Genomic DNA, 22,324 nt, shown 5'->3' on the forward strand with positions numbered 1-22,324 from the left:
GTTTTAAATATTCGAAGCCTTCAGACGATAACCGATACCCCAGACAGTCCCAATCATGGCAGCAGCAGCAGGGGACACAGCCTGTAATTTTTCGCGAACTCGCTTAACATGAGAATCTACAGTGCGATGATCCCCATGATCTTCATAGCCCCACACATCACGAAAAAGCTTGTCTCTTGTGCAGGTTATTCCTTCGTTCATCACTAAATATCGCAGCAGCTCATACTCCCGGAGAGTTAAGGATATCTCGCGTCCATCTGCCAGTACTCTGCGGGCATCATGCTCGATAAGAAGATGGGGCAGCATAAATCTGTTTCCGGGTGATTGGGTGGCAGACCAGAATTTGCCGGGTTGTGTCCGTTTAAGGATAGCTTGAATTCGGCATGTGAATTCCCTTGGACTAAAAGGTTTGGTCACATAATCATCAACCCCAGCTTTGAAGGCATGGATCGTATCGTCTTCATTATCCTTGGCGGTAAGCATAAGCAGGGGAGTAGTTTTTACTTGCTTGACCATTTGACAAATTTCTAGCCCGCTCAGACCAGGCATCATCCAATCCAACACAATGATGTCATAATCGTTATCCACCGCTTTATGCAAAGCATCGTTGCCATTGTCGGATTCCTCAACACAAGCTCCGTCTTTCTCCAGATACATGCGTACGATTGTGCGTATACGTTCTTCGTCATCGGCGACCAATACTCTGTATTTGCTTGTCATCTATTATCACCTCACCTGCCTTTTATTGTATCTATCATTTTTCACAAAGGCATGACTACATTGAGCTATTTCAATAACGGAAAGGTGAACAAAGCATGAAGGCTTTGTGAATTCAAATATGATGGAAAACTTTGTGCAGTGATCATTAGCAAATCCCATGTTAAAATGAAACTCTCTTAAACCATTTCTAGCTTTAAGCTGTGCAAATTGGTATTTTGAGAGAATCATAAACAGGCCGAAGCTTCCACAAGAGGCATGGGGGACCCAATCTTTGGGGTGAAGCCTATTCATGGCCGGGCGCTTGCTCTTTGACCCGAACCCGTCAGCTAACCTCGTAGGCCTTAAAAAAGAGAGGATGTTTGCAATGTTTTTGAAGAAGTCCGTATTAACCGGTTTACTTGCCTTGGGCACGATTATTGGAGCCACGGCTGTTTCGGCTGCACCGTATTCGGTAACAGGCAACGATACGATGTGGACGATAGCCAAGAAGTATGGGATTAGCTTAAGCTCCCTTGTTCAAGCCAATCCACAGGTAACCAATACCAATAATATTTGGCCAGGACTGGTATTGAATATCCCTGGAACAAGCTCAAGTGCACCAGCTCCGCAGGGAACAGGCAACTCAACAGTCACCTCCACCTTTGCGAGTCAAGTGGTAACTTTGGTCAATCAGGAACGTACAAAAGCAGGCTTGAAGACGTTGGCAAGCGACAGTGCTTTGTCGGCTATGGCATTGGATAAAGCGAAGGATATGTATAACAATCATTATTTTGATCATACCTCTCCTACCTATGGCTCCCCCTTTAACATGATGAAATCGTATGGTATCCGATATACGTATGCAGGTGAAAATATTGCTATGGGTCAGAAGACTCCACAGGATGTGATGACTGCCTGGATGAACAGCGCAGGGCATCGACAAAATATTTTGAGCCCTAATTATACGAAAATTGGCGTAGCTTATTATAACGGCGAGTGGGTTCAGGAGTTTATTGCGAATTAAGCTTGTATGCAGGCGTCGCTCTGAAAAAAGACAGTAACCGATTAAGGAATCCATTTCCCTTCGGGTTACTGTCTTTTTGACTATATCAGGATATTAACAGTTCATGTTAGATGAATGTTCTCAAAATAATAACAAGCAGAATGAATAAAACAAGAATTACACCTGTGCTAGTTCCCAGACCCAAACCTGCACAGCTTCCACAACCTACGCCAGCTCCGCCTAAATATCCCATATTTCCAGCCTCCTTCCGTATGACCTTCTGTATGTTATGATGGTCAGAGGCTGATGGATTGTACTTATACAAAATGTGCGCTTGTAGGGGAGGAACTTGTCGTTCCTGAATTGATAGATTTACATATGCTATGTTGTGGGAGAAGCCGCCAACTGTTCCCATGCTAACCCATAGATCACTCCGAAATAGACGATTGCCTTCACGGGATCGTCTATTTTCCTTTTATGAAATGAAAATGTCAGTAAGTTGTGATCGTTTGTCTATGTAACTGATTGCCATATTTCATTATATTAGTACGGTAAGCCGCATTTACGGACAATAGATAACTTATATGCAAAGGGGGATTATCCTTGAAAACATCCAAATGGTTGATCGTGGGATTTCTGCTGCTGCTGCTACTCATTACCGGCTGCCGGAACGAAGCATCCAAACCTAAAGCGATGACGTCCGAGCAGGTTTTCGATTCTTATATGGCCGCGTGGCAAAAGGGACAATATGAAGACATGTATGCGATGCTGTCGTCAGATTCCCAAACCAGACTATCGCTAGAGCTGTTCGTTAAGCGCTACTCCTCCATTTATGAAGGAATCGGGATGAGTCAGCTGCACATCGAAAGGACAACTCTCCCAGCTCCTACCAAGCCAACTCCCGCGCCAGAGGATAAAGCTACTTATACTTACCATGCTTCGCTTATGACGATTGCAGGTCCCATTGAATTTAATTATCAAGCAAAGTTAATCAAGGATAACTCAACCATGTATTGGAAGGTAGACTGGAATCCTTCACTTATTTTCCCCGCTATGAAGGACAATGATAAGGTAACTGTACGTACCACTAAGGCGATGAGGGGTGAAATATATGATAGGAATGGGGAAGGGCTGGCGATTAATGGCAGCTTGATCATTCTTGGATTAGCCGCGGATCGTTTAGGCCCGGATGCTGAAAAGACGGTTCAATCGGTTGCTCAATATTTGGGATTATCAACGGATGAGGTTAACAAAAAGCTAAAGGCTTCCTGGGTAAAACCCGGTAATTTTGTTCCAATTGGTTCTACCGACGGTAAGGGAGTCATGGCTTTTCAAGGCATAGAGGGCGTCTCCTTTCAGCAAAAAAAGATCCGCACCTACCCACTTGCCGAAGCGGCCGCCCATTTGACTGGCTACGTTCAAGGGATTAACGCAGAAGAACTGGCCAAGCTAAAGGATCAAGGCTACGGTCCTGATGACCAGTTGGGCAAGGCAGGGCTGGAGCAGCTGTTCGATAAAAGCTTAAAGGGCCAGGACGGAGTGCGAATCGTGATCATTGATGAGAATGGGGCTACTCGTGAAACGTTGGCATCTAAGGAGACGGTAGCGGGAGAGAATGTCCAAACCACAATCGATAGCGGACTGCAAAGGGCGATCTACGAGCAGTATCAAGGAGATGCGGGTTCTGCCTCTGCTTTACAGCCGCAGAGCGGTGAAATATTGGCATTGGTCAGCAGCCCTGCGTATGATCCTAATCTGTTTGTATCGGGGCTTTCGGCTGAGCAATGGAACAAGTGGAATGGGGATCCTAATATTCCGCTCCTTAACCGTTTTACAAAGCTGTATTCACCGGGCTCGATTTTTAAAACCGTTACAGCGGCCGTAGGCTTGAACGCAGGTGTGTCCTCTCCAGATCTCGTCAGAAATATTCAAGGCTTATACTGGACAAAGGATGCATCATGGGGCAATTATTATGTAACACGTGACCGGGATGTGCCCAATGAAAATTTACGCGATGCGCTGGTTTTCTCGGATAATATATTTTTTGCTCAGGAAGCGCTTGCGATGGGAAAAGATACATTCTACAATGGCGCTTACAAATTCGGTTTTGGAGAGCCGCTGCCGCTTCCGTACCCATTCCCGCGATCCAGTCTGGCCAATCAGGGGATCAAGAGCGACATTCAGCTTGCCGATTCGGCTTACGGACAAGGAGAAGTCCAGATGAGTCCGCTTCATGTAGCGTTGTCCTATACGCCTATAATTAACCAAGGCAATGTGGTTGCACCGTTATTGGTGAAATCAGCTTCCAACCCGGCAGACACCATATGGAAGCGGGATGTTATTAGACCAGAGGTTGCCGAGATTGTGCGTCAGGATCTCGTGGAGGCCGTCCGGAACCCGAAGGGTTTTGCTCATGGTGCTTACATATCAGGCATGAACATCGCAGGTAAGACAGGTACAGCGGAATTAAAGCAAAAGAAGGGCGAGGACGGGTTGGAGAATGGCTGGTTTATCGAGTTCGATGCCACTCTTAATCAATTGCTGCTGACGATGATGGTTGAGGATGTGAAGAAGCGGGGTGGCAGTGGTTATGTGGTAGCCAAAGCGAAAAAGGTATTTCTCAAATATGGGAAAACAACATGGTGAATGGGTCGGGATATTACGGAAGTGCTACACAATAGTTCCATACATTTTCGTGCGCGAAAACCATTTCCCTCGATAACGCTAAGAGGTTGGCGAAAATTGGTTCTCATAAGGTATAATAGAAAAATATTCCATAGCAAAGGACCATAGACCATGACTCGAAGGAGGAGATAAGATGCTTAGGAGAAAATGTCTGGCCGCTTATTTCGCTTCATGGACGATCGTACTCTTGGTGTCGTTCCCATTCATGGCTGTGGGAGGGTCAGCTTGGTATGCGGCTAGCAACTATGCATCGTGGGCCTCTGTCATTGCCATGTATGCGGTACCAAGTATATTTCTTTACGGCATTCTTGTTTCATCACTTACGGAAGTAGCAATTAGAAAAGTGAAGGTAATGGGTCCGGGCGAATGGTTAATATCCGGTCTTATCCACGTTGTCCTTGGGTTCTTATTTGGTATTATATTTCAATCTTCTTTATTTAGCATCATGGGCGGCACAGCGGCGATTCTTTTTTTCGGTTTTGACAGGTTGATCCTCCGTTTCTTGCCACTTGTCAAGCGGGGAACGCGCGTATTACTGATAACTGCACCTCTTGTTCTTTTTGGGATTTTTGTGGGTACTTTACACGTGTCTTCACCGCCGAAGCCACCGTTTACCGCCGTGGATGCAGTCAATTTTGCGACTTCCGGCAGCGGGACCACCATCGACAGGTTCCCCAAACAAGTCGGAATGCAGAAATTACAGGTCGACGGCTATGATGTTGAAAGAGAAACGGCGATCGAGGAAACTGACGTAAAGGAACAGTACATAGTTCATTTCATTGAGCGTTGGAGTAAAGAAGGAGTAACTGGAGAACAGCAGATGCTCTATGAAGTCAGCCGTGGGACGATGGGAGGGAAAGGGGGAAGTGGAACAGAACCTCCTTACCTGCGTACACAATAGGAAGAATAATGTATTCATGACTGTGCTTAATGATTATGAGCTTATTTACTGATGTGAATGAGTAAGAGATAGGAGGTCACTTTGGTTAAAATCGGAACCATCATTTTTCTGAACGGCACTTCTAGTGCAGGGAAAACAAGTATTTCTAAAGAGCTTATTCAGCTGCTTGACGAAGATTTTATTTACCTATCCGTCGATAATGCGATTGCTGGTGTCAATGACATGTTGATGAGTATGTTTGGCGATCACATGTCCAGAGAAGAAATAGAAACAATTGAAAGAGAAGAAATGATAGAAAATCCAGTCATATCGCTTTTTCATCATTATATGATGGCTTTTTCAAGGGTAGGCAAGAATATGATTGTTGATCATGTACTGATTGAGCCAAGCTGGTTGGAGGAATGTGTCCAATTATTACATAACACACAAGCCTTTTTTATCGGTGTTCACTGTCCGCTTGATGAACTGGAACGTAGGGAACAAGAACGAGGAGATAGATCCATTGGACTCGCCAAAGCCCAATTTGATATCGTGCACCACCATCACAGATATGATCTTGAAGTCGATTCGCATGATAACTCAATCCGGGAATGTGCAATTATGATCAAAGAATTTATTTTAACCAATCAACCACGAGCTTTCAAAGAGCTTCATTTTCTGAGGAGCGGGTAGTTTGGAGGATCATATAACGAGCTTATTTAAATGTATACCCAAGTTAAAGACAGGCAATCGATTTATTGTAGGAATAGACGGACTAAGTCGTTCGGGAAAAACGACACTCGTAGAGAAGTTTAGTCGGAAATTGACCGGGGAGCACATCGAGGTTTGCATCTTTCATATAGACGATTATATTGTGGAACGTAGCAAACGTTACGATACAGGCTCTGAAGAGTGGTTTGAATATTATTACTTACAGTGGGACACTGAATGGTTAAAGCGAAATTTGTTCAAGAAACTAAAGGAAACTAGCCAGCTCAAGCTCCCCATATACGATAATGAATCTGATACACATCGCATACAGAACATAATAATTCCCGAGACATGTGTTATTGTCATAGAAGGAGTTTTTCTGCAACGTGAGGAGTGGAGAGGTTTATACGATTATATCGCTTATCTGGATTGCCCACGGAGTAAAAGATTATTACGTGAAAGTGAACTCACCCAAAGGAACATGGAAAAGATGAGAAACCGATATTGGAAGGCAGAAGATTATTATTTACAGACAGTCCTCCCAACAAAACAAGCTCATTTGGTTCTAAACAATTAATGGAGCAGCCATATGTCATTAGGACAAGATTATTGCAAGAAAGCACTTACTTAGGGTAGGTGCTTTTTTATTTTATAAACATAAAAAAATATATAATTCGATGAATGTGGGAATTTCCGTATTTAGGAATACAGTGTCTACTTGCGCAATCACCCGAAAATAAGCAATAAACTGAGAAATATGAAGCTACTAGCAGGAATATCCAGATAAACAAGCAAAAATAGGTAAAAACAGGCTTTGATAAAGATTCTCATTCTCATAGTAGTTAGATATAATACTACCTGTGAGGTGTTACGATGGATTCCGTTACCGAATTATTGTGCCATTTTGGTTTTAGCAAAAATGAAGCACGGGTGTATGTGGCATTGATGCAGGAAACTTCGGCGACTGGTTATCAAATCAGCAAAAGCACGGGCATATCGCGGGCTGAAGTATACCGGGTACTGGGCAACCTTGCAGATAAAGGCGCAGTTGTGTGGCAGCAGACGGAACCCGCTTTGTACATGGCGGTTGAGCCAGAATCTTATCTGGATCGTCTTGAATCCCAATTCAACCACAATCTTCAGAAGGTGCGCGAAGAATTGAAGGAGATCAATCGGCAAACAAGCAACGATACGATCGTGTATATCAAGGGATACGATCATATATTGCACAAGGCCAAAGAGATGATCGCTTCCACACGGTACGAGCTATATATCCGCTGCGGTGCGACACTCGCTGCTCTGCTGCAGGATGATTTGAAAAAGCTGTCCGACAGGGGGGTGAAGGTACGAATACTAGCGTATGGTGATTTTTCGATGGAAGGTATCCAAGTCGTGACGCATCCGCTTCGTCATGATGAAGTTCATCGCCATAGGGTATCACAGCTGCTGCTGATCAGCGATATCCGTAAAATGCTCGTAGGTCAGCTGGAGCCTGAGAGTTCAGGTACGGTAATGGGTACATACAGTGAAAGCCCGGAAATTATACATATCATGCGGGAAATGATGCGATCAGGCTTCCATTTGACGATTTTGGCGAACGAAAGCGATGTCCTCTCCCGATTTATGGGGGAACACGAGCTGTTCAAGGAAATCTATAAGGATGGTTCGATCCTGAGGTACGAATAGCCTGTCGACGTGGTCGGCAGCCATTTTTTTGCTTCTACATTGAGAATAATAATCATTATCTTGGAGGAGAGATACTTATGCATGCATCCGAATTGAACGAAATTGAAGTAAAAAATCTGGTGAAAAAGCATTGGAACGGCCGTGCCGCTGAATTCGACCAGGGGCCGAGCCACGGTTTGTTAAATGAGGAACAGCATCAGGCATGGGTAGCCGTGTTAAGCCAGTTAGCTGGGAGCGAACCATTAAAGGTGCTCGATCTGGGCTGCGGTACAGGGTTTCTTTCTTTACTGCTGGCTAATATGGGACATGACGTTACAGGTCTTGATTTTGCCGAAGAAATGCTGCAGCTGGCTCGTGCAAAAGCGGATCAAGCTGGTTTGCCTATCAACTTCCTGTCGGGAGATGCTGAGCATACAGGTCTACCAGAAGGTGAATATGACCTGATCGTTGCGCGTCACTTAATCTGGACGCTGCCCCATCCTGCTGACGCTGTGGAGGAATGGACACGTTTACTTAAACCACAGGGACGTATCGCTTTGGTAGAAGGGCAGTGGGAGAATCAGGATGTGAAGGAGGAATACGAACAGATTCGCAGCCGGCTTCCGTTCTATGGCGGTCAACCGAGTGAACAGCTTGCTTCGTTTTTCCGCTCTAAAGGTTTGAATGAGGTTGCCATCCAGCCGCTGATGGAAGCGGCGCTGTGGGGCGGCATGCCTAAGCATCCACGTTATCTCGTTATTGCCCAGCGCTAGTAACAGTCGCCGGTCCTTGTGACCGGCATAATCCAATCATACATAATCGGGGGAATCAGCAATCATGGTATTTTCACATAAAAGAAACCGTTGGACCACGGCTTGCATGGCCTTGCTGCTCGTGGTATTGACCGCTTGCACGCAACAACCTGCGGCCCAACCAGCTACTACAGCCGTACCTCAGCAAAGTGATAAAGGGGCGGTGAGTACAGACAAGACCAAGGATCAGCTCGTTATTGTGCAAACGAATGAAACCAGAGATTTTACAACAATTGACCCTTATCAAAAAGATATAACGCTTCCGCGGACATTGATTTTCGATACGCTGCTGGTCAGAGGTCAGGATGGCAAGTTGGCTCCGTCGCTTGCGGAAAGCTACGAGTTCAAAGATAACAACTGGAGAATCAAGGTTAAAAAGGGAATTACGTTCCATAATGGCGATACCCTGAATGCTCAATCGGTCAAGGCGACTATCGATAAATTGATGTCCCCAGAGGTTCCCAAGAGCACATTCAAAACGCTGCTCGATGGTGTGACGGGAACGAACATTGTTGACGAGTACACGGTCGATATTATAACATCCTCGCCCAACTACGCTTTGATTAATTTTATGGTTGATCTGCCAATTCTATCGGCTAAACAGCTTGCGAACGGTGACGAGTACAAAACACAGCTGGTAGGAACCGGCCCCTATGTATTAAGCGATTGGAAGCGTGGAGAAGTCGCTACGCTGAAGGAAGCTCCGAACTACTGGGGAAAACGCCCGCCGTTCAAGTCCGTTGTTATCAAAAATGTTACGGACGAAGCTACACGTATGGCAGAGCTGCTGAGCGGTAATGCAGATATCGCTTCTGATCTTTCATCCACATCAATCAAGCGCGTTCAAGGGCAGTCCGGCTATCAGATTGTATCCGAGCCCGGATTCCGTGTAACCTGGCAAAGCTATTTCTTTAAAGCTCCGTTTGATAATGCCAAGGTCCGTGAAGCTCTTTATTATGGAATCGACAAAGGAACATTGGCCAAAAATATGTACGGCGAATTTGCTTCACCAGCTGTTGCTCCAGTTACTAAAGCAGGCTCCGGCTTCGTAGAAGCGTATCCTTTAAGTGACTACAATCCGGAAAAAGCCAAGTCTTTGCTGGCCGAATCCGGTGTCGCCATGCCGATATCCGTTAACCTGGATGTTACGCAGCGAGATATTGATACAGCACAGGTGCTGCAGGCACAGCTGAAAAAGATCGGAATCGAAGCGAAAATTAATTTAATGGAAATCGGACCGATGCTAGATCCCAAACGCTACGAGCAAAGCAATGCTGGATCGATTCTACTATTCTCGGGCTACGATAACCCTGACCGTGAGCTGTATCGTATTCTGGTAGCGGCGTTTAGCCAAAAATCACTCTACAAAACATTCGGCTACCAGCTGGATTCGCAGGTCGAGCAATGGATCAAGGATTATGCCGCTGAACCGGATGAGAAAAAACGATTGGCCTTATCCAAGCAAATTCTCGATAAGTCGAAACAAGGTTCCCCTGTCAACTGGCTGATGTTCCCTCCTAATATTTACGGATTGTCTGGTAATATCGACTGGAAGCCGGATGGAACAGGCAGAATCGATATTCATCAAATCAAGGTGAAATAGGATGCATCAGGGAATGAAAGCGGCCGTACAACGTCTTGTTGTCGGCCTTTCCATCTTGCTTACGGTATCCAGTATTTTATTCTTTGTATCCAGCGCGATGGGCGATCCCATTCATTCTCTGCTTCCCCATGACGCCACGGAGGCAGAGAAGGATTTGCTGCGCAAAACGCTGGGTCTGGATGCTCCGGCGCTGGTAAGGTTCGGCTTGTATATCCTGAAGACGATAACGCTTCAATTCGGCAATTCTTATAAGCTCGGTGAACCCGTGTTGGATATTGCTCTTCCTTACTTATGGGCAACGATGAAGCTAATCGTGCTCGTGCTGCCTATTGGTATTGTCGGTGGGATCGGTGTCGGCTTTCTCGGCCTCTATTTACCGACTAAGCTGGACAGTCAATTGAATAAAGCACTGCTGATGCTGCACTCGATACCGGGTTTTGTTCCCTGCATCCTGGCTATTGAGCTGTTCAGTGTACATCTAAAGTGGTTCCCTCCCTCGGGAAGTCAGGGAATACAATCGCTGGTGCTGCCGGTGCTGCTGCTTGCGGGTGCAGAAGCCATCAAGATTGGTCTGTTGTTCCGCTCCAAGCTGCAGGAGGTAGCCAAAGAAAAATTTGTTGTAACCGCGAGAGCTAAAAACGTAAGCACCTTCCGCTTTAGTGTTCACTATTTGCTGCGTCCAGCTCTGTCACTCATCTTTTCCTTTGTATCGATACAGGTGGGAGTTCTGCTTAGCAGCACGATCGTTGTAGAAACGATTTTTTCTTATCCGGGCATCGGCAATTTGACGGTGGGAGCTATCGCCAGTCACGATCTCCCACTTATACAGGCATGCTTGGTTTTTACAACGCTTTTGTTTATAGTCTCGCGATTTTTGCTGGATATGCTTCATCCGCTCATTGACCCCAGGGTTAAACAAAATCAGGTGTGGGAGCGAAAAGAATAGTGAACACTTCAAACCGCTACTGGATGATACTGCTATCCGCAGCTGTCGTATTTATCGTATTGTCTCTCATCTATATGCAATGGTTCGCACATGATCCGACCACACCGTTCGAGGGTCCAAAGCTGGATCCGCCCTCGGCCGATTTTTGGCTCGGTACCGATCACCTTGGCAGGGATGTGAGCAGCCGGCTTATATATGCGACCTATCTGACACTTGGACTGGCGCTGCTCGCGGTACTGCTGGCTATGACGGCAGGTACGCTGCTCGGCATGCTGGCCGGGTATAACGTAGTGCCTTTGCTGACACCGCTAATTTTGTTTGTCGGGCAAATTTCAATCGTATTTCCGGTTCGTATGCTGCCGCTGCTCATTATTACGATATTTGGCAACGGACCGCTGGGAATGGTTCTATCGATGGCTTTTTCCATCTGGGGTCAATTTTTTTGGCTTATTCATGACGAAACGAAAGCACTGCGGGGAAGGGGATTTATTCGGGCAGGCTTTATGCTCGGCAGCAGCAAGTGGGGCATAGTTCGTCTGCATATTTTACCTCATCTGCTGCCCACCGTCGTGCTGCTATCCACCATCTGCTTCCGTACGGCGATTGGTGTGATCTCTACGTTAAGCTTTCTTGGGATTGGTATCAGTCCGCCGACACCGACATGGGGATCGATGATTGCGGATGGACATCCTTATATTATACAGGCCTGGTGGACGATCGTATTTCCGACATTGGCGTTGGCTTGCTCGATATTAATGGTCAATAGCATAGGCAGCAAGCTCGAACAAAGATGGAAGCATGCCGATACATCGAAACTGGAAAGGCGGGAACTCGGTGAGCTCAATACCACAACCTCTATTTGAAATCAGCGGGCTTCACACAGGCATTACGAGACCTGAAAACGGTCGGTGTCTATTACAAGATGTCAGCTTTCATATTGACCAAGGAGAAACGGTAGCCGTAGTTGGTGAGAGCGGCTGCGGCAAGAGCACACTGGCATTATCGATTATGGGTTTGCTGGAAGCACCGCTTGGTATTCAATCCGGCCGTATTCGTCTGCAGGACCGGGATCTGCTGCAAATATCCAAGAGGGAAATGAAGCGAGTACGTGGGACCGAGATTGCGATTGTGTTTCAGGACCCGATGAGTGCATTTCACCCTATGATCCCGCTTGGTGCCCAACTGATGGAATGCTTAAAAACTGGCGACCGATGGGTCCGAATCTCCCGTTGTCTTGATATGTTAGATCGTGTAGGCCTGCCTGATCCTGGAAAGCAGATGAAAAGCTACTCCTTCGAGCTGAGTGGAGGTATGCTGCAGCGGGTGATGATCGCGATGGCGCTGCTCAATGGGCCCAAGCTGTTAATCGCAGATGAGCCGACGACTGCCCTTGACGTTACCGTACAGGCAAGTATTTTACGTTTGCTTAAGGACATACAGCAGGAATTTGGTATGGGTATGCTGTTCATCTCTCACGATTTGGGTGTTGTCTCTGAATTGGCGGATCGCATCGTTGTGATGCGCCAAGGGCAGGTTGTCGAGTACGGGGAGGCTTCCTGGCTGTTAGACCATCCGACCCATCCCTATACGCGTCATTTGCTTGAGATGGTGCCCGTATTGGGACGCTCGCTTCCAGCAAAGGTGCTGACCTACGATCAGCATGTGCTGCAGACTGAGGTCGTTGAGGCTATTTAATTAAGCTGGCGAGGCTGGCGTATACAGAAGGTGGCGGATACAAATGCTGGCTGCAAAGCATATACACAAACAATATATACAGCGTCACTGGTTCGGGCCTTCGTCGGTGACGGAAGCGGTTAACAAAGTTACGCTTGAGCTGCGTGCCGGGGAAACAGTAGGGCTGGTTGGAGAAAGCGGAAGCGGTAAAAGTACACTGGCTCGCTGCATGGCCATGCTTGAACCGATAACAGAAGGCAGTCTGACATGGAACGATAAGGATATAACACAAATATCATTCGAGGAGTCAAGAGAGCTTAGGCGTAACATCCAGCTTATATTTCAGGACCCTATTGATGCCTTGAATCCAAGGCTGACGATCGAACGGATTTTGACGGAGCCGCTATACCACTTCGCCATCGGCACCTTGCAGGATCGTAAGCATAAAGCGAGGCAGGCGATTGAACGTGTCGGCTTGAATAGTGATCACCTCAGCCGCTACCCGACGGAATTAAGCCGTGGGCAGTGTCAGCGTGTCAATATTGCCAGAGCGTTAATGATTGACCCACAAATTCTGATTTGTGACGAGATTATTTCTGCGCTCGATGTTTCCACAGGAGCACAAATCGTCCGCTTGCTGCTCGATTTGCAGCAGCAATTCGGATATGGATATTTATTCATTTCTCATGATCTGGCCAGGGTCATGCAGGTGAGTCACCGAATCGCCGTCATGTATAAAGGGGAAATCGTGGAAACACGTGCAAGCAGCGGGTTCCATCTGGAGGCGGAGCATCCGTACACGCGCAGCTTGCTGGCTGCGGTACCCAAGCTCCGCTCCTCTGCGTTCTAAAGCTTACAGCCCGTAAGCTCTATATTAACAATGTATATTATTAATGAGGTTAACAATATAGGTAGCATTTAATGACAGTGATACTAACTATAGACCGCCCAATTGGCGGTCTTTTTGCATGTTCAGAGACTCTGCTGGCAAGACTGTGGACAGTGGAAACATTCGCTATAACCAAATTTACCGTTGCTAACCATTCTCCTGTCATGTAAAAGTAGTTAAAGGCGAAAAGCTGCGTTCCGTTTATATTCGGTTTATACAAGTGCGATAAACTTCTTGCATAAGCCTTGGCCGTATGGCCGGAGCTCAAATTCTATGAGGTGATTCCTATCGAAAAAACGAAAACAAACAACAAAACCTTGATCCTGATCGGACTATTGATCGGGCTGATTTTTGCTGAGCTTGACGAGACGATTGTCTCCACGGCGATGCCGACGATCATCCGCGAATTGCATGGCTTGTCCTTGTATGGCTGGGTCGCAGGTGTCTACATGCTGACACTGACGATGTTTATGCCAATCCTTGGCAAGCTGGCCGATTTGTATGGTCGTAGGCGCATTTATCTGATATGTATCGGTCTGTTTATTGCAGGCTCGATTGTCAGCGGTATGGCATCGTCGATGACGATACTGCTGATCGGCCGAGGCATTCAAGGAATCGGGGCCGGAGGCTTGATGCCGCTCGCGCTGGTCATTATCGGCGAGGCCTATCCACTTGAACAACGGGCTAAGATCCAAAGTCTGTTCGGGCCAATGATGATTATTCCGCAGCTATTGGGACCGACTGTGGGTGGTTACATCGTCGGTAATATTGACTGGCACTGGGTATTTCTGATCAATATTCCAATCGGATTGCTCGCAGCGCTTTTTATAGCCAAGGGCATGCAAGAATCGATTGGAAACGAGAAGCGGTATATCGACTGGGCGGGTGCGTGCACGCTCATATTGGCGCTGCTTTCACTGCTTCTGACACCAGTACTGATCGATAATCAGGGCTACGCCTGGTCGTCGCCGATCATTATTGGACTGCTGAGCTTGTCAGCGCTGCTGTTCGCACTGTTGGTATGGATCGAAGCCAAAGCCAAGGAGCCGATCATCCCGCTGCATCTGTTCCGCAACCGTAATGTAGTCGTGTTATCACTGCTAGTATTTATCCTGATGCTCGGAATTATGGGTGGGATGGCCACATTCCCATTTTTTGCACAGCATGTTATGGGGCTGACGCCAACGGAAGCCGGTTATTTGATGCTGGCATTTATGGCAGGGGCAATTCCGGCAAGCATTGTGAACGGGTTTCTGATCACGCGGATAGCGTACCGCAGCCTGTTTATCGTATCATTTTTGCTGCCAATCGCTGGTTTCCTGATGCTGACGCAGATCGGCGTCGCGACAACCTGGATTTACATCGTCGGCGCATTTTTTGTACTCGGCGTCGGACTCGGCGCACTATTCGGCGGAGACAACCTGATTGTTCAGGAGTCGGTAGATGCCAAAGACAGCGGTATTGCCCTGTCAACAGTCCAGTTGTTCCAATCGCTTGGAGCGACCATCGGTCTCAGTATTTTTGGCAGCCTGCTGTCCAAGCACATTAAGGACGGAATCGCTGCACTTGACAGCCGACTTCCTGCTGATGCGGCGGCTAATATTGAGACGGGTAACATTCCCGCAGATCTGCCAACAGCTTTGCTGCACGATATCAAGCAGGTATTCAGTTATTCATTTCAGAATATGTTCGTGATCTCACTCGTATTTGCAATTGCCGCTTTTATTCTCTGCTGGTTTTTGAAGAAAGAGGTACTGTCTAAGAAAGCCGAAGAGGGGATGGAAACGGAAAGCGGAGCGAGCGCAGGTGGTTAAATCGGAAATAAGTTTTCAGAAAATGCTTGTATTTGGATCTTGCTCTGGATAACTGTGACAACAATATCCCCTCTTGGAACTTTTATACTTATACCATGATCCTTGCGTGTAATGGTTATAAGAAATGTTCAAAAGAGGGGATAGCTTTGCAATAGCTTAAGTAAATATCGTTTATAGAGTCGCAAGGTAATCGTCGAGTTGGCCGAAGGTTCCGGCAAAGCCTTGCTGCATAGATTCATGCATGGAATGGAAAAATTGGATTTCTTCCTCAGTAGCGTTAATTGGGCCTCCCCGCAAGGTTATTGTCGTTGTACCTTCTTCCTCAGTGAACGTGAACACATTATAAATTTCCAATGGAAAGGTTTGGGTTTGGCTAAAGGGCGCTCGGACAATATTACCTTCCTCATCAGAAAATGAATTGACGAACACAATCCTTTCAGGGGAAACGATTTCGTGATACACAAACTTACCCCACATTTCGTGGCCATCAGCGGCCTTCATACAGTAATGAAATATGCCGCCTGGACGGATATCCGCCTGAGCTACATGGATCGTAAACCCAGTGGGTCCCCACCAATGCTTCAGGTGATCTGCATCGGTCCATACCTTGAATACAAGCTCACGAGGTGCATTGAAGGTACGGGTAATGACCAAATCGTATTCAGGGTTTGTTTTTGGTTCGGACATGTTAATGCCTCCTAATTTGTGTTTGTATGGAAGTAAGGAATACCAAATATGTTGAGTTATTTGGCATGATTCCGTGAAGCTGCTCTTAGTCTTTTGTGATATAGAACATAGGAGCCAATAATGACCAGGTAACCGATCAGGAAAAACACTAACCCGCCTGGAGGATCGCCGACAGCTATTGTTGAGTACATGGCACCTGTCAGATCGATTACAAAACCGGCATAAGCCCATTCCTTAACCCTCGGAAAGCCAGGAACAAGGATCGCTACCACCCCTAGTAATTTGGCTACACCAAGGAAGGGCAGAAGATAAGCAGGATATCCTAAATGGGCAAATAGTTCAACTGCATCAGGAGCAGACAAGAGATCCGGAATAGCACCGACACCCATTAACGCTAACATCAATACAGTGAAAACCCAGTAAAATATGTTGATTCTTCTCATTGATTATCGGTTCCTCCTTGGCGTTATATACACAGGAATGCATTCAACACGCGAGTTATGATGAGCTCATGATCTTCTATGGATGTAAGGGTGCTGCTCGAAACTTGATCTTCTTCCATCATTTCATTCCTCCTATTTCTTAATAATTATACTGTTTGGCAGGACTACTGCTTGTCGTCATGATCCACTCCCTTTCTTTGCAGCTCCTGCAAGTAATCATCCAATCGATCGAATCTTTCCTCCCAGATGTGGCGGTAGGACTCCATCCACGTATCCAACTCCTTAAATGGTTCAGACCGCAGCTTGTAGATTCGCCGATTAGCGACCGCATTTACTTCAACAAGCCCGGCATCACAAAGCACACGGAGATGTTTGGATGTTTGCGGTTGGTTGAGACCGAGTTGATCGGCAACTTCCCCAACGGATAGGGGACCCTTACGTAAAAGTTCAACTATGTGTAATCGATTTGGCTCGGCAAGAGCACTAAAAGTAGAATTCATGATTTTAATATACTCTATAAGGAATATTCCTGTCAAGGAATGTTTGTAATTCATAAACAATGTATACAAATCGACAGAGCACAGCTCCGAAGGGAGGAAAACATGCTAATAAACCAGATCAGCAAGCTCATCAAGTCGGCGAATACTATCGGTCGAGGGAAATATAGAGCAGTTGATCCAGGCAATTCGGACAATAATGTCCAGAAATTTGTGAGGAGTCTGGAATTGTCCGACGAAGAGATCCTGAATAGATTTCAACTGACTTTAAACGGTAAACAGTTAACAGATGAACAAGCTCGTCATTTTATTGCTATTGTTCGTCAAGAAAAAGGCCGATATCAGGCAGAGCAGAATTAGAAGAAGGAAACCAAATGGTTTGTTTAAAGCAGATGGAATTGAGATCCGTTCCATGTGAAAAATAAATAATGAGAAAAAAGCCGTGCATTTTCTGCGGCTTTTTCTCATTCATGTAAGGAAGCTTGCATACAGGTTAAGACTTTGCGTAATATTCCGTAAGAGCTGTAAATGATTTTTTTATTTCCCAAGGCATGTCTGTATAAGTTGCTCCATATTGATCGGTATAGGTTTTTACCAAGCTGTAACTAGCCGTATCCAGATCGTACAAAGGCTTTTCGTTAAACGGGTACAGTGGCATAACAAAGGTGAACCAAAAAGCACCGTCTACTCGTTCTTCTGTAAATATATCCAGCAGTTCTCCAAGATAATTGACCTGCTCGTTTTCATCCCGAATATACGCGCCATTAAGCTGATTGGGTATTTGACTTCGATCAACGATGGCCCAACCGTATCCGCCTTTGTCTTCAGCACCTTGGTATGTGCAGCAGCCGAACTCTAATACAACCACGGGTTTTCCGTATTGAAAGTAAGTTCTTAGCTTCTCGCGGTATGTATGTTTGTTAAGCTTCTCACGATAATAATCAATACCAACGAAATCAAATTCATCCCAATTGACATTTTCCCAGGTTCCAGATGCGTAGGTAAGCTGCCCTTGAAAATGTTCTCTGACTACAGCGACAGCTTTTGATAGAAAACTATTTAGACGCTTATGGAAGGAGCCTTTCAGAAGGGTACTCTTTAGCAAACGCCACGGTTTCATAAAAGTTTGGATCCGATCAAAAGCAGTATCCCCATCAACAAGACCTTTCATAAAGAAGGTAAGCTCGCATCCTGTAACAAAAATAATGTGTGGTGATTGTCGCCGTAAGACTTCCGCGGCTTTAGCGCAATCAGCCAAGTAAGACAAAGTTTCTTGTTGATCGGCATCAACGAAAGCAGGGGACCACCATACATCTAATCCGTGCTGGATGGCGAATTCAGCAGCACAAGTCAGTCTTGCGATATCCTGTCCCGATATTCGGACCGCATTGCAATGCAAATCATGTTTGATGATTTGCATTTCGCGCTGCACAATAGCCGGGTCGAATACATCGCGAGACGATGATTGTTGGCCTCGAGTGAACGTCCCTACGTCATAATTAACGCCTTTACGATTCAACCTCTGGTTGTTGCTCATAGTCAACAGCTCCTTAGATCCACTTATCGTGAGGTATCCTGTATATGATATCCAATTTTCAGTGTGCCCAGTATCAGTTCAAAAGAGCTTGGATAAATAATTTGCCATGCGGTCTGTCTTCGGGATAAAATATGAGCATTAGTTGGACAGCGTATGCTGCACCGTCCAAAAAGCAGTAAAAGTTTATGAGGGAGTCGATGCCATGAGGCGAATACAGTTAAGCATAAAAAATAAATTGATCATTTATTTCCTGATCTCTATTCTTTTGCCAACAACGATTATTTCGATTATTTTTTATACGCGATCTTCTGAAATCATCACAGATAAGATTAACCTATCGATTGTCAAAAACTTAAGCTCCGTGGAATCCATTCTGCTGCAAAAGCTGGATTCGATCAACGATTTTTCTGTATTGATGGCGCTTAATCCCGAACTGCAGCACATTATAAGCTCACCTCAGCCAGACAATGCGGATGGTATTATTGATGAGATCGTGAAGCTGGACCGAATATTGGATAGTTATTATTTATCAGATTTTTCGGCATTAACGAAGACAGCGCTTTACCCCAAATTATTTGTAGTAAATCGACCTCAATACAAAAACGTAAACATTACAGATAAGGTTTTTGACATTAGCGCTGTAGAGAATCAAAAATGGTATTCGCAGCTTCCGAATCAGTTGACGATTGTTGGGACCGATCACATCACCATGTTCGGGAAAAAGATTCAAACCATGAAGATAGCCAAGAAATTAGTAGCCTTAAGAGCTGCTGATATGGCACCGTATGCAGCACTGCTGACTACCGATATCGACGCCAACTTTTTCGTTGACCTGCTGAAAAATTATAAAATTACACCTGGAAGCTCAATTTCATTGCTTAATGCTGATGGTGATGTGCTTCTTAGCAGTGATTTATCCCCTGATGGCCCCCACTCGGTTAAGGATTCAGAAGTGATCCGAAAGCTGGTAAAAGACATGCATGACCAAGCTGAACAATCTCATATGGATCACATAGATGGTAAACCGATGCTCATCTCAACTAATTATATTGTACCTCTGAAGTGGACGATTCTTTCCTTAACACCGTTGAATGAAGTTAATATTGAACAAAAAAAACTGAACCAAATCATGGTATTCGTCATTGTGATTTGTATGTTATTTGCCTTACTTACGGCGTTGGTCCTCTCAGGCAACATATCCAAGCCCATACTGGCCTTGGTGAAGTCGATGTCTACCATTGAGCATGGTAATTTTGATATTAAACTGAGATATCGCAAGAAGGATGAGTTCGGTATTTTATTTGAACAATACAAGCAGATGATGGAGAAGATCAAAGATCTGGTCGAAAGATTGTATGTGAGCGAGGTGAGTAAGAAGGAAGCGGAATTGCAAGCCAAGGACGCGGAGCTGAAGGCCTTACAGGCGCAGATTAATCCGCACTTTTTGTATAATGCCTTGGACTCTATTAATTTATATGCAATGAGATACAATGTTCCTAATATTAGTGATATGGTTAGTTCGTTATCCAACTTCTTCAGGTATGGTCTTAGCAAAGGGAAAAGCATTATCACGCTTAATGATGAGAAGAAGCATGTGGAGAGTTATCTGGAAATTCAAAAAATGCGTTTTGGCGGCAAGCTGAACTATACTCTGGACTTTCCCAACGATATTCTGCAATGTCTGACAGTTAAATTAATTTTACAACCACTGGTTGAAAATTCAATTATACATGGTATTCAAAAGGTGGAGGGTGAGGGCTGGATTCGCTTAAGCGTCGTCAAGCAGGGGGAGAAGCTCCAAATCAGTATTTCCGATAATGGTGCAGGCGCTAATGTGGAAGAGATGCATGAAATGCTGGACTTTGAAAGCCACACGTCCAAATCGTTTGGTACGAGAAATGTGAACGAGCGGATTAAACGATTATTTGGGATGAAGTATGGTGTGCGTTTTTATATCAATGAGGGCGGCGGTTTAACGTCGGTAGTAGAAATTCCAATTTTATGGACAATGGAGGGTTACCATGTTGAGGATGGTATTAGCTGATGATGATTTTATTGTAAGAGAAACCTTGAGGGAGGTTATCCCTTGGGAGGAATATGGAATCACGATTGTAGGAGAAGCCGAGCATGGGCAGCAAGCCTTCGATCTGTGCAGTGAGTTAGCTCCCGATATTTTATTTACAGATATCAAGATGCCTTTTATGGATGGCTTGGAAGTCGCTATGAATTTGAAGGAAGCAGGAAGCAAAACCAAAATTATCATTATAAGCGGCATCCAGGATTTTAACTATGCCAAAACTGCATTGGAAATTAACGCCGAAGGTTATATTCTCAAGCCGATCAAGATCAATGATATTCGAGAGGTGATCACGAAGGTTGTAAGCAATATCGATATGGAACGCAATATGCACCACAAGATTGAACAGCTCAAGCAGCAGCTGAATGGAAATTCCAGACTGATGAAAGAAAAGTTTTTAAGAGATTTGCTGTTAGGCGTTACCTTTAATGGACAGGAGATCCGAGATAAGCTGGATTACTTTCAATTACCGCTGCAAGCCGATACCTGCTTGATGGTGGCCGTTATGCAAATGGACAACTATTTGAAGCAGATTGAAAATAAGAAAGAAGCAGAGAAACAGCTAATGAGCTTTTCCATTCAAAATATTACAGACGAGATCTTCCGGAATTATGACGCTGGTATCGTTCATTGCTTGAATGAGAACGAATTTGTGCTTATCTTCAATGAAAAATCGCAGCACGACGACAAGCATATCCAAATCTGTGAGGAAATGATCCAGTCCTTATTTAAATATTTAAAAATCTCGGTCTCTATTGGAACCGGCAATCAGGTAGGAAGTATTGACCGCGTGTACGCTTCTTACAAAAATGCGGTCCATGCTGTTCAGCATAAATTTTATATGGGCTTGCGATCCATCATCCGAATTGAAGATATTACGAACAGGCATGCGAAACGTGAACTCGATTCCATGGATTATACGAACTTGTTCGAGGCCGAGAATCGATTGATCGGCTTTATTATGCTCGGTGATACGAATGGCGGGTTACAGCTGCTGGATACGATTTTTAATGGTTTTCTGAATTCCGATGTGGAGTCCATTAGAGGCTTTTGCATGGAATTAATCAGTGGAACCTACCGAAAAGTATATGAAATGGGTGAGGATTTGGAGCGGATTCTTCCTAATCGTAATCTGGTTCTGTTTAACATATTAAAGGCGGAGCATATCCAGGAAATGAAGCTGCTCATGACCTCGATTTTCGTAGAGGCAGCCAATTATTACACACAGAAGTATAACCAGAAGCATATGGATCTTGTGAATAAAATCAAAGCTATTATCAAAAGGCAGTATACGCAAAACTTGAGTCTATCGGAAATCGCTGACGAGGTTTTCATGTCGGTTACCTATATTTGTTCGGTTTTCAAAAGAGAAACGGGTGAGACCATCAATGAATATTTGAACCAGGTCAGGATGGAGGAAGCAGGACGTTTATTAAAAACAACCAAAATGAAAATATGGGAAATCGCAGAAGGGCTCGGCTACGATAACCACAATTACTTTAGTACGGCATTTAAGAAATATACGGGACTCCAACCCCAGCAATACCGTAATGAGCATAAATAATTAGAGTAGTCCTTAAGATATTAGAGTCTTTATCATAAGTTAATGCACTGACTTTAGAGCATCATTCCATTATGATCAATAGTGTAATCACAGCTCATTGTCTAAGCGCTTACACAAGGCTGGATTATCCATAAATAG

General features: G+C 45.1%; 22 protein-coding genes and 1 riboswitch. Of the genes, 16 read left to right on the top strand and 6 right to left on the bottom strand.

The annotated features are described in order from the left end of the window. Nucleotides 1–3 precede the first annotated feature (3 nt). A complete protein-coding gene (locus tag BK127_RS27025) occupies nt 4–720 on the bottom strand; it encodes a response regulator transcription factor (protein ID WP_076234853.1) in 717 nt (238 codons plus the stop codon). Between the two features lie 223 nt (nt 721–943). Continuing rightward, a riboswitch (cyclic di-AMP (ydaO/yuaA leader) is annotated at nt 944–1,076 on the top strand. Nucleotides 1,077–1,084: 8 nt separating this feature from the next. Here BK127_RS27025 and BK127_RS27035 point away from each other — a divergent pair. Beyond that, nucleotides 1,085–1,723 (top strand): CAP domain-containing protein, encoded by a 639-nt coding sequence (locus BK127_RS27035; RefSeq protein ID WP_076234967.1) that lies wholly within the window; start codon nt 1,085–1,087, stop codon nt 1,721–1,723. Nucleotides 1,724–1,829: 106 nt separating this feature from the next. Here the strand turns inward: BK127_RS27035 and BK127_RS44545 are convergent, their stop codons facing one another. Further along, the gene (locus BK127_RS44545) at nt 1,830–1,955 is read right to left on the bottom strand and encodes a YjcZ family sporulation protein (protein WP_218639044.1); all 126 of its coding nucleotides are present in this window, start codon (nt 1,953–1,955) and stop codon (nt 1,830–1,832) included. A 350-nt stretch (nt 1,956–2,305) separates the two neighbouring features. On the opposite strand from BK127_RS44545, the gene BK127_RS27040 reads away from it, so the two are divergent. The 12 genes from BK127_RS27040 to BK127_RS27095 all read left to right on the top strand — a co-directional run bounded on the left by BK127_RS27040 (nt 2,306) and on the right by BK127_RS27095 (nt 15,381). Beyond that, nucleotides 2,306–4,348 (top strand): penicillin-binding transpeptidase domain-containing protein, encoded by a 2,043-nt coding sequence (locus tag BK127_RS27040; RefSeq protein ID WP_076234858.1) that lies wholly within the window; start codon nt 2,306–2,308, stop codon nt 4,346–4,348. Nucleotides 4,349–4,520: 172 nt separating this feature from the next. Then, nucleotides 4,521–5,288 (top strand): hypothetical protein, encoded by a 768-nt coding sequence (locus tag BK127_RS27045; protein ID WP_076234861.1) that lies wholly within the window; start codon nt 4,521–4,523, stop codon nt 5,286–5,288. An 81-nt stretch (nt 5,289–5,369) separates the two neighbouring features. Continuing rightward, entirely contained in the window at nt 5,370–5,960 is a 591-nt protein-coding gene (locus BK127_RS27050) for a chloramphenicol phosphotransferase CPT family protein (RefSeq protein WP_076234864.1), read from the top strand. A 1-nt stretch (nt 5,961) separates the two neighbouring features. Then, nucleotides 5,962–6,555, top strand: coding sequence for a kinase (locus tag BK127_RS27055; protein ID WP_076234866.1), 594 nt, complete (start codon nt 5,962–5,964; stop codon nt 6,553–6,555). A gap of 296 nt (nt 6,556–6,851) precedes the next feature. Next, entirely contained in the window at nt 6,852–7,664 is an 813-nt protein-coding gene (locus tag BK127_RS27060; protein ID WP_076234869.1) for a TrmB family transcriptional regulator, read from the top strand. Between the two features lie 77 nt (nt 7,665–7,741). Further along, nucleotides 7,742–8,416, top strand: a complete 675-nt coding sequence (locus BK127_RS27065) for a class I SAM-dependent methyltransferase (protein WP_076234872.1) — start codon at nt 7,742–7,744, stop codon at nt 8,414–8,416. 64 nt (nt 8,417–8,480) lie between these two features. Continuing rightward, the gene (locus BK127_RS27070; RefSeq protein ID WP_076234875.1) at nt 8,481–10,058 is read left to right on the top strand and encodes an ABC transporter substrate-binding protein; all 1,578 of its coding nucleotides are present in this window, start codon (nt 8,481–8,483) and stop codon (nt 10,056–10,058) included. A gap of 1 nt (nt 10,059) precedes the next feature. Further along, on the top strand, nt 10,060–11,004 hold the full coding sequence (locus BK127_RS27075) for an ABC transporter permease (RefSeq protein ID WP_076234878.1): 945 nt from the start codon (nt 10,060–10,062) through the stop codon (nt 11,002–11,004). Nucleotides 11,005–11,027: 23 nt separating this feature from the next. Further along, nucleotides 11,028–11,867: an ABC transporter permease gene (locus tag BK127_RS27080; protein ID WP_179097616.1), complete on the top strand. Its 840-nt coding sequence runs from the start codon at nt 11,028–11,030 to the stop codon at nt 11,865–11,867. Next, on the top strand, nt 11,839–12,699 hold the full coding sequence (locus tag BK127_RS27085; protein ID WP_076234883.1) for an ABC transporter ATP-binding protein: 861 nt from the start codon (nt 11,839–11,841) through the stop codon (nt 12,697–12,699). The genes BK127_RS27080 and BK127_RS27085 overlap by 29 nt, the downstream gene beginning before the upstream one ends. A gap of 43 nt (nt 12,700–12,742) precedes the next feature. Further along, nucleotides 12,743–13,528, top strand: coding sequence for an ATP-binding cassette domain-containing protein (locus BK127_RS27090; protein ID WP_076234886.1), 786 nt, complete (start codon nt 12,743–12,745; stop codon nt 13,526–13,528). Nucleotides 13,529–13,812: 284 nt separating this feature from the next. Further along, nucleotides 13,813–15,381: an MDR family MFS transporter gene (locus BK127_RS27095; protein WP_256711471.1), complete on the top strand. Its 1,569-nt coding sequence runs from the start codon at nt 13,813–13,815 to the stop codon at nt 15,379–15,381. Nucleotides 15,382–15,552: 171 nt separating this feature from the next. On the opposite strand, the gene BK127_RS27100 is transcribed toward BK127_RS27095, so the two are convergent. From BK127_RS27100 to BK127_RS27110, 3 genes are all read right to left on the bottom strand, one after another. Next, on the bottom strand, nt 15,553–16,068 hold the full coding sequence (locus tag BK127_RS27100) for an SRPBCC domain-containing protein (protein WP_076234888.1): 516 nt from the start codon (nt 16,066–16,068) through the stop codon (nt 15,553–15,555). Between the two features lie 56 nt (nt 16,069–16,124). Continuing rightward, complete coding sequence (locus BK127_RS27105; protein WP_076234890.1) at nt 16,125–16,511, bottom strand: DoxX family protein; 387 nt, start codon at nt 16,509–16,511, stop codon at nt 16,125–16,127. 164 nt (nt 16,512–16,675) lie between these two features. Continuing rightward, complete coding sequence (locus BK127_RS27110) at nt 16,676–17,011, bottom strand: ArsR/SmtB family transcription factor (protein ID WP_076234892.1); 336 nt, start codon at nt 17,009–17,011, stop codon at nt 16,676–16,678. A gap of 102 nt (nt 17,012–17,113) precedes the next feature. Between BK127_RS27110 and BK127_RS27115 the strand changes: the two genes are divergently transcribed. Further along, on the top strand, nt 17,114–17,368 hold the full coding sequence (locus BK127_RS27115; protein WP_083689617.1) for a hypothetical protein: 255 nt from the start codon (nt 17,114–17,116) through the stop codon (nt 17,366–17,368). A 133-nt stretch (nt 17,369–17,501) separates the two neighbouring features. On the opposite strand, the gene BK127_RS27120 is transcribed toward BK127_RS27115, so the two are convergent. Continuing rightward, entirely contained in the window at nt 17,502–18,545 is a 1,044-nt protein-coding gene (locus BK127_RS27120; RefSeq protein WP_076234897.1) for a glycoside hydrolase family 113 protein, read from the bottom strand. Between the two features lie 202 nt (nt 18,546–18,747). On the opposite strand from BK127_RS27120, the gene BK127_RS27125 reads away from it, so the two are divergent. Further along, the gene (locus tag BK127_RS27125) at nt 18,748–20,589 is read left to right on the top strand and encodes a sensor histidine kinase (RefSeq protein ID WP_076234899.1); all 1,842 of its coding nucleotides are present in this window, start codon (nt 18,748–18,750) and stop codon (nt 20,587–20,589) included. Continuing rightward, nucleotides 20,576–22,186, top strand: coding sequence for a response regulator (locus BK127_RS27130; protein ID WP_256711475.1), 1,611 nt, complete (start codon nt 20,576–20,578; stop codon nt 22,184–22,186). Before BK127_RS27125 ends, BK127_RS27130 begins: the two co-directional genes overlap by 14 nt. Nucleotides 22,187–22,324 lie beyond the last annotated feature (138 nt).

The organism is Paenibacillus sp. FSL H7-0331 (assembly GCF_001956045.1).

Bases quoted from the DNA above. Each gene is read 5' to 3' on its own strand.
- BK127_RS27065 (WP_076234872.1), top strand. From the start codon at position 7,742: ATGCATGCATCCGAATTGAACGAAATTGAAGTAAAAAATCTGGTGAAA.
- BK127_RS27130 (WP_256711475.1), top strand. From the start codon at position 20,576: ATGGTATTAGCTGATGATGATTTTATTGTAAGAGAAACCTTGAGGGAG.
- BK127_RS27060 (WP_076234869.1), top strand. From the start codon at position 6,852: ATGGATTCCGTTACCGAATTATTGTGCCATTTTGGTTTTAGCAAAAAT.
- BK127_RS27080 (WP_179097616.1), top strand. From the start codon at position 11,028: ATGATACTGCTATCCGCAGCTGTCGTATTTATCGTATTGTCTCTCATC.
- BK127_RS27115 (WP_083689617.1), top strand. From the start codon at position 17,114: ATGCTAATAAACCAGATCAGCAAGCTCATCAAGTCGGCGAATACTATC.
- BK127_RS27045 (WP_076234861.1), top strand. From the start codon at position 4,521: ATGCTTAGGAGAAAATGTCTGGCCGCTTATTTCGCTTCATGGACGATC.
- BK127_RS27075 (WP_076234878.1), top strand. From the start codon at position 10,060: ATGCATCAGGGAATGAAAGCGGCCGTACAACGTCTTGTTGTCGGCCTT.
- BK127_RS27110 (WP_076234892.1), bottom strand. From the start codon at position 17,011: ATGAATTCTACTTTTAGTGCTCTTGCCGAGCCAAATCGATTACACATA.
- BK127_RS27105 (WP_076234890.1), bottom strand. From the start codon at position 16,511: ATGAGAAGAATCAACATATTTTACTGGGTTTTCACTGTATTGATGTTA.
- BK127_RS27125 (WP_076234899.1), top strand. From the start codon at position 18,748: ATGAGGCGAATACAGTTAAGCATAAAAAATAAATTGATCATTTATTTC.
- BK127_RS27090 (WP_076234886.1), top strand. From the start codon at position 12,743: ATGCTGGCTGCAAAGCATATACACAAACAATATATACAGCGTCACTGG.
- BK127_RS27070 (WP_076234875.1), top strand. From the start codon at position 8,481: ATGGTATTTTCACATAAAAGAAACCGTTGGACCACGGCTTGCATGGCC.
- BK127_RS27100 (WP_076234888.1), bottom strand. From the start codon at position 16,068: ATGTCCGAACCAAAAACAAACCCTGAATACGATTTGGTCATTACCCGT.
- BK127_RS27025 (WP_076234853.1), bottom strand. From the start codon at position 720: ATGACAAGCAAATACAGAGTATTGGTCGCCGATGACGAAGAACGTATA.
- BK127_RS27120 (WP_076234897.1), bottom strand. From the start codon at position 18,545: ATGAGCAACAACCAGAGGTTGAATCGTAAAGGCGTTAATTATGACGTA.
- BK127_RS44545 (WP_218639044.1), bottom strand. From the start codon at position 1,955: ATGGGATATTTAGGCGGAGCTGGCGTAGGTTGTGGAAGCTGTGCAGGT.
- BK127_RS27035 (WP_076234967.1), top strand. From the start codon at position 1,085: ATGTTTTTGAAGAAGTCCGTATTAACCGGTTTACTTGCCTTGGGCACG.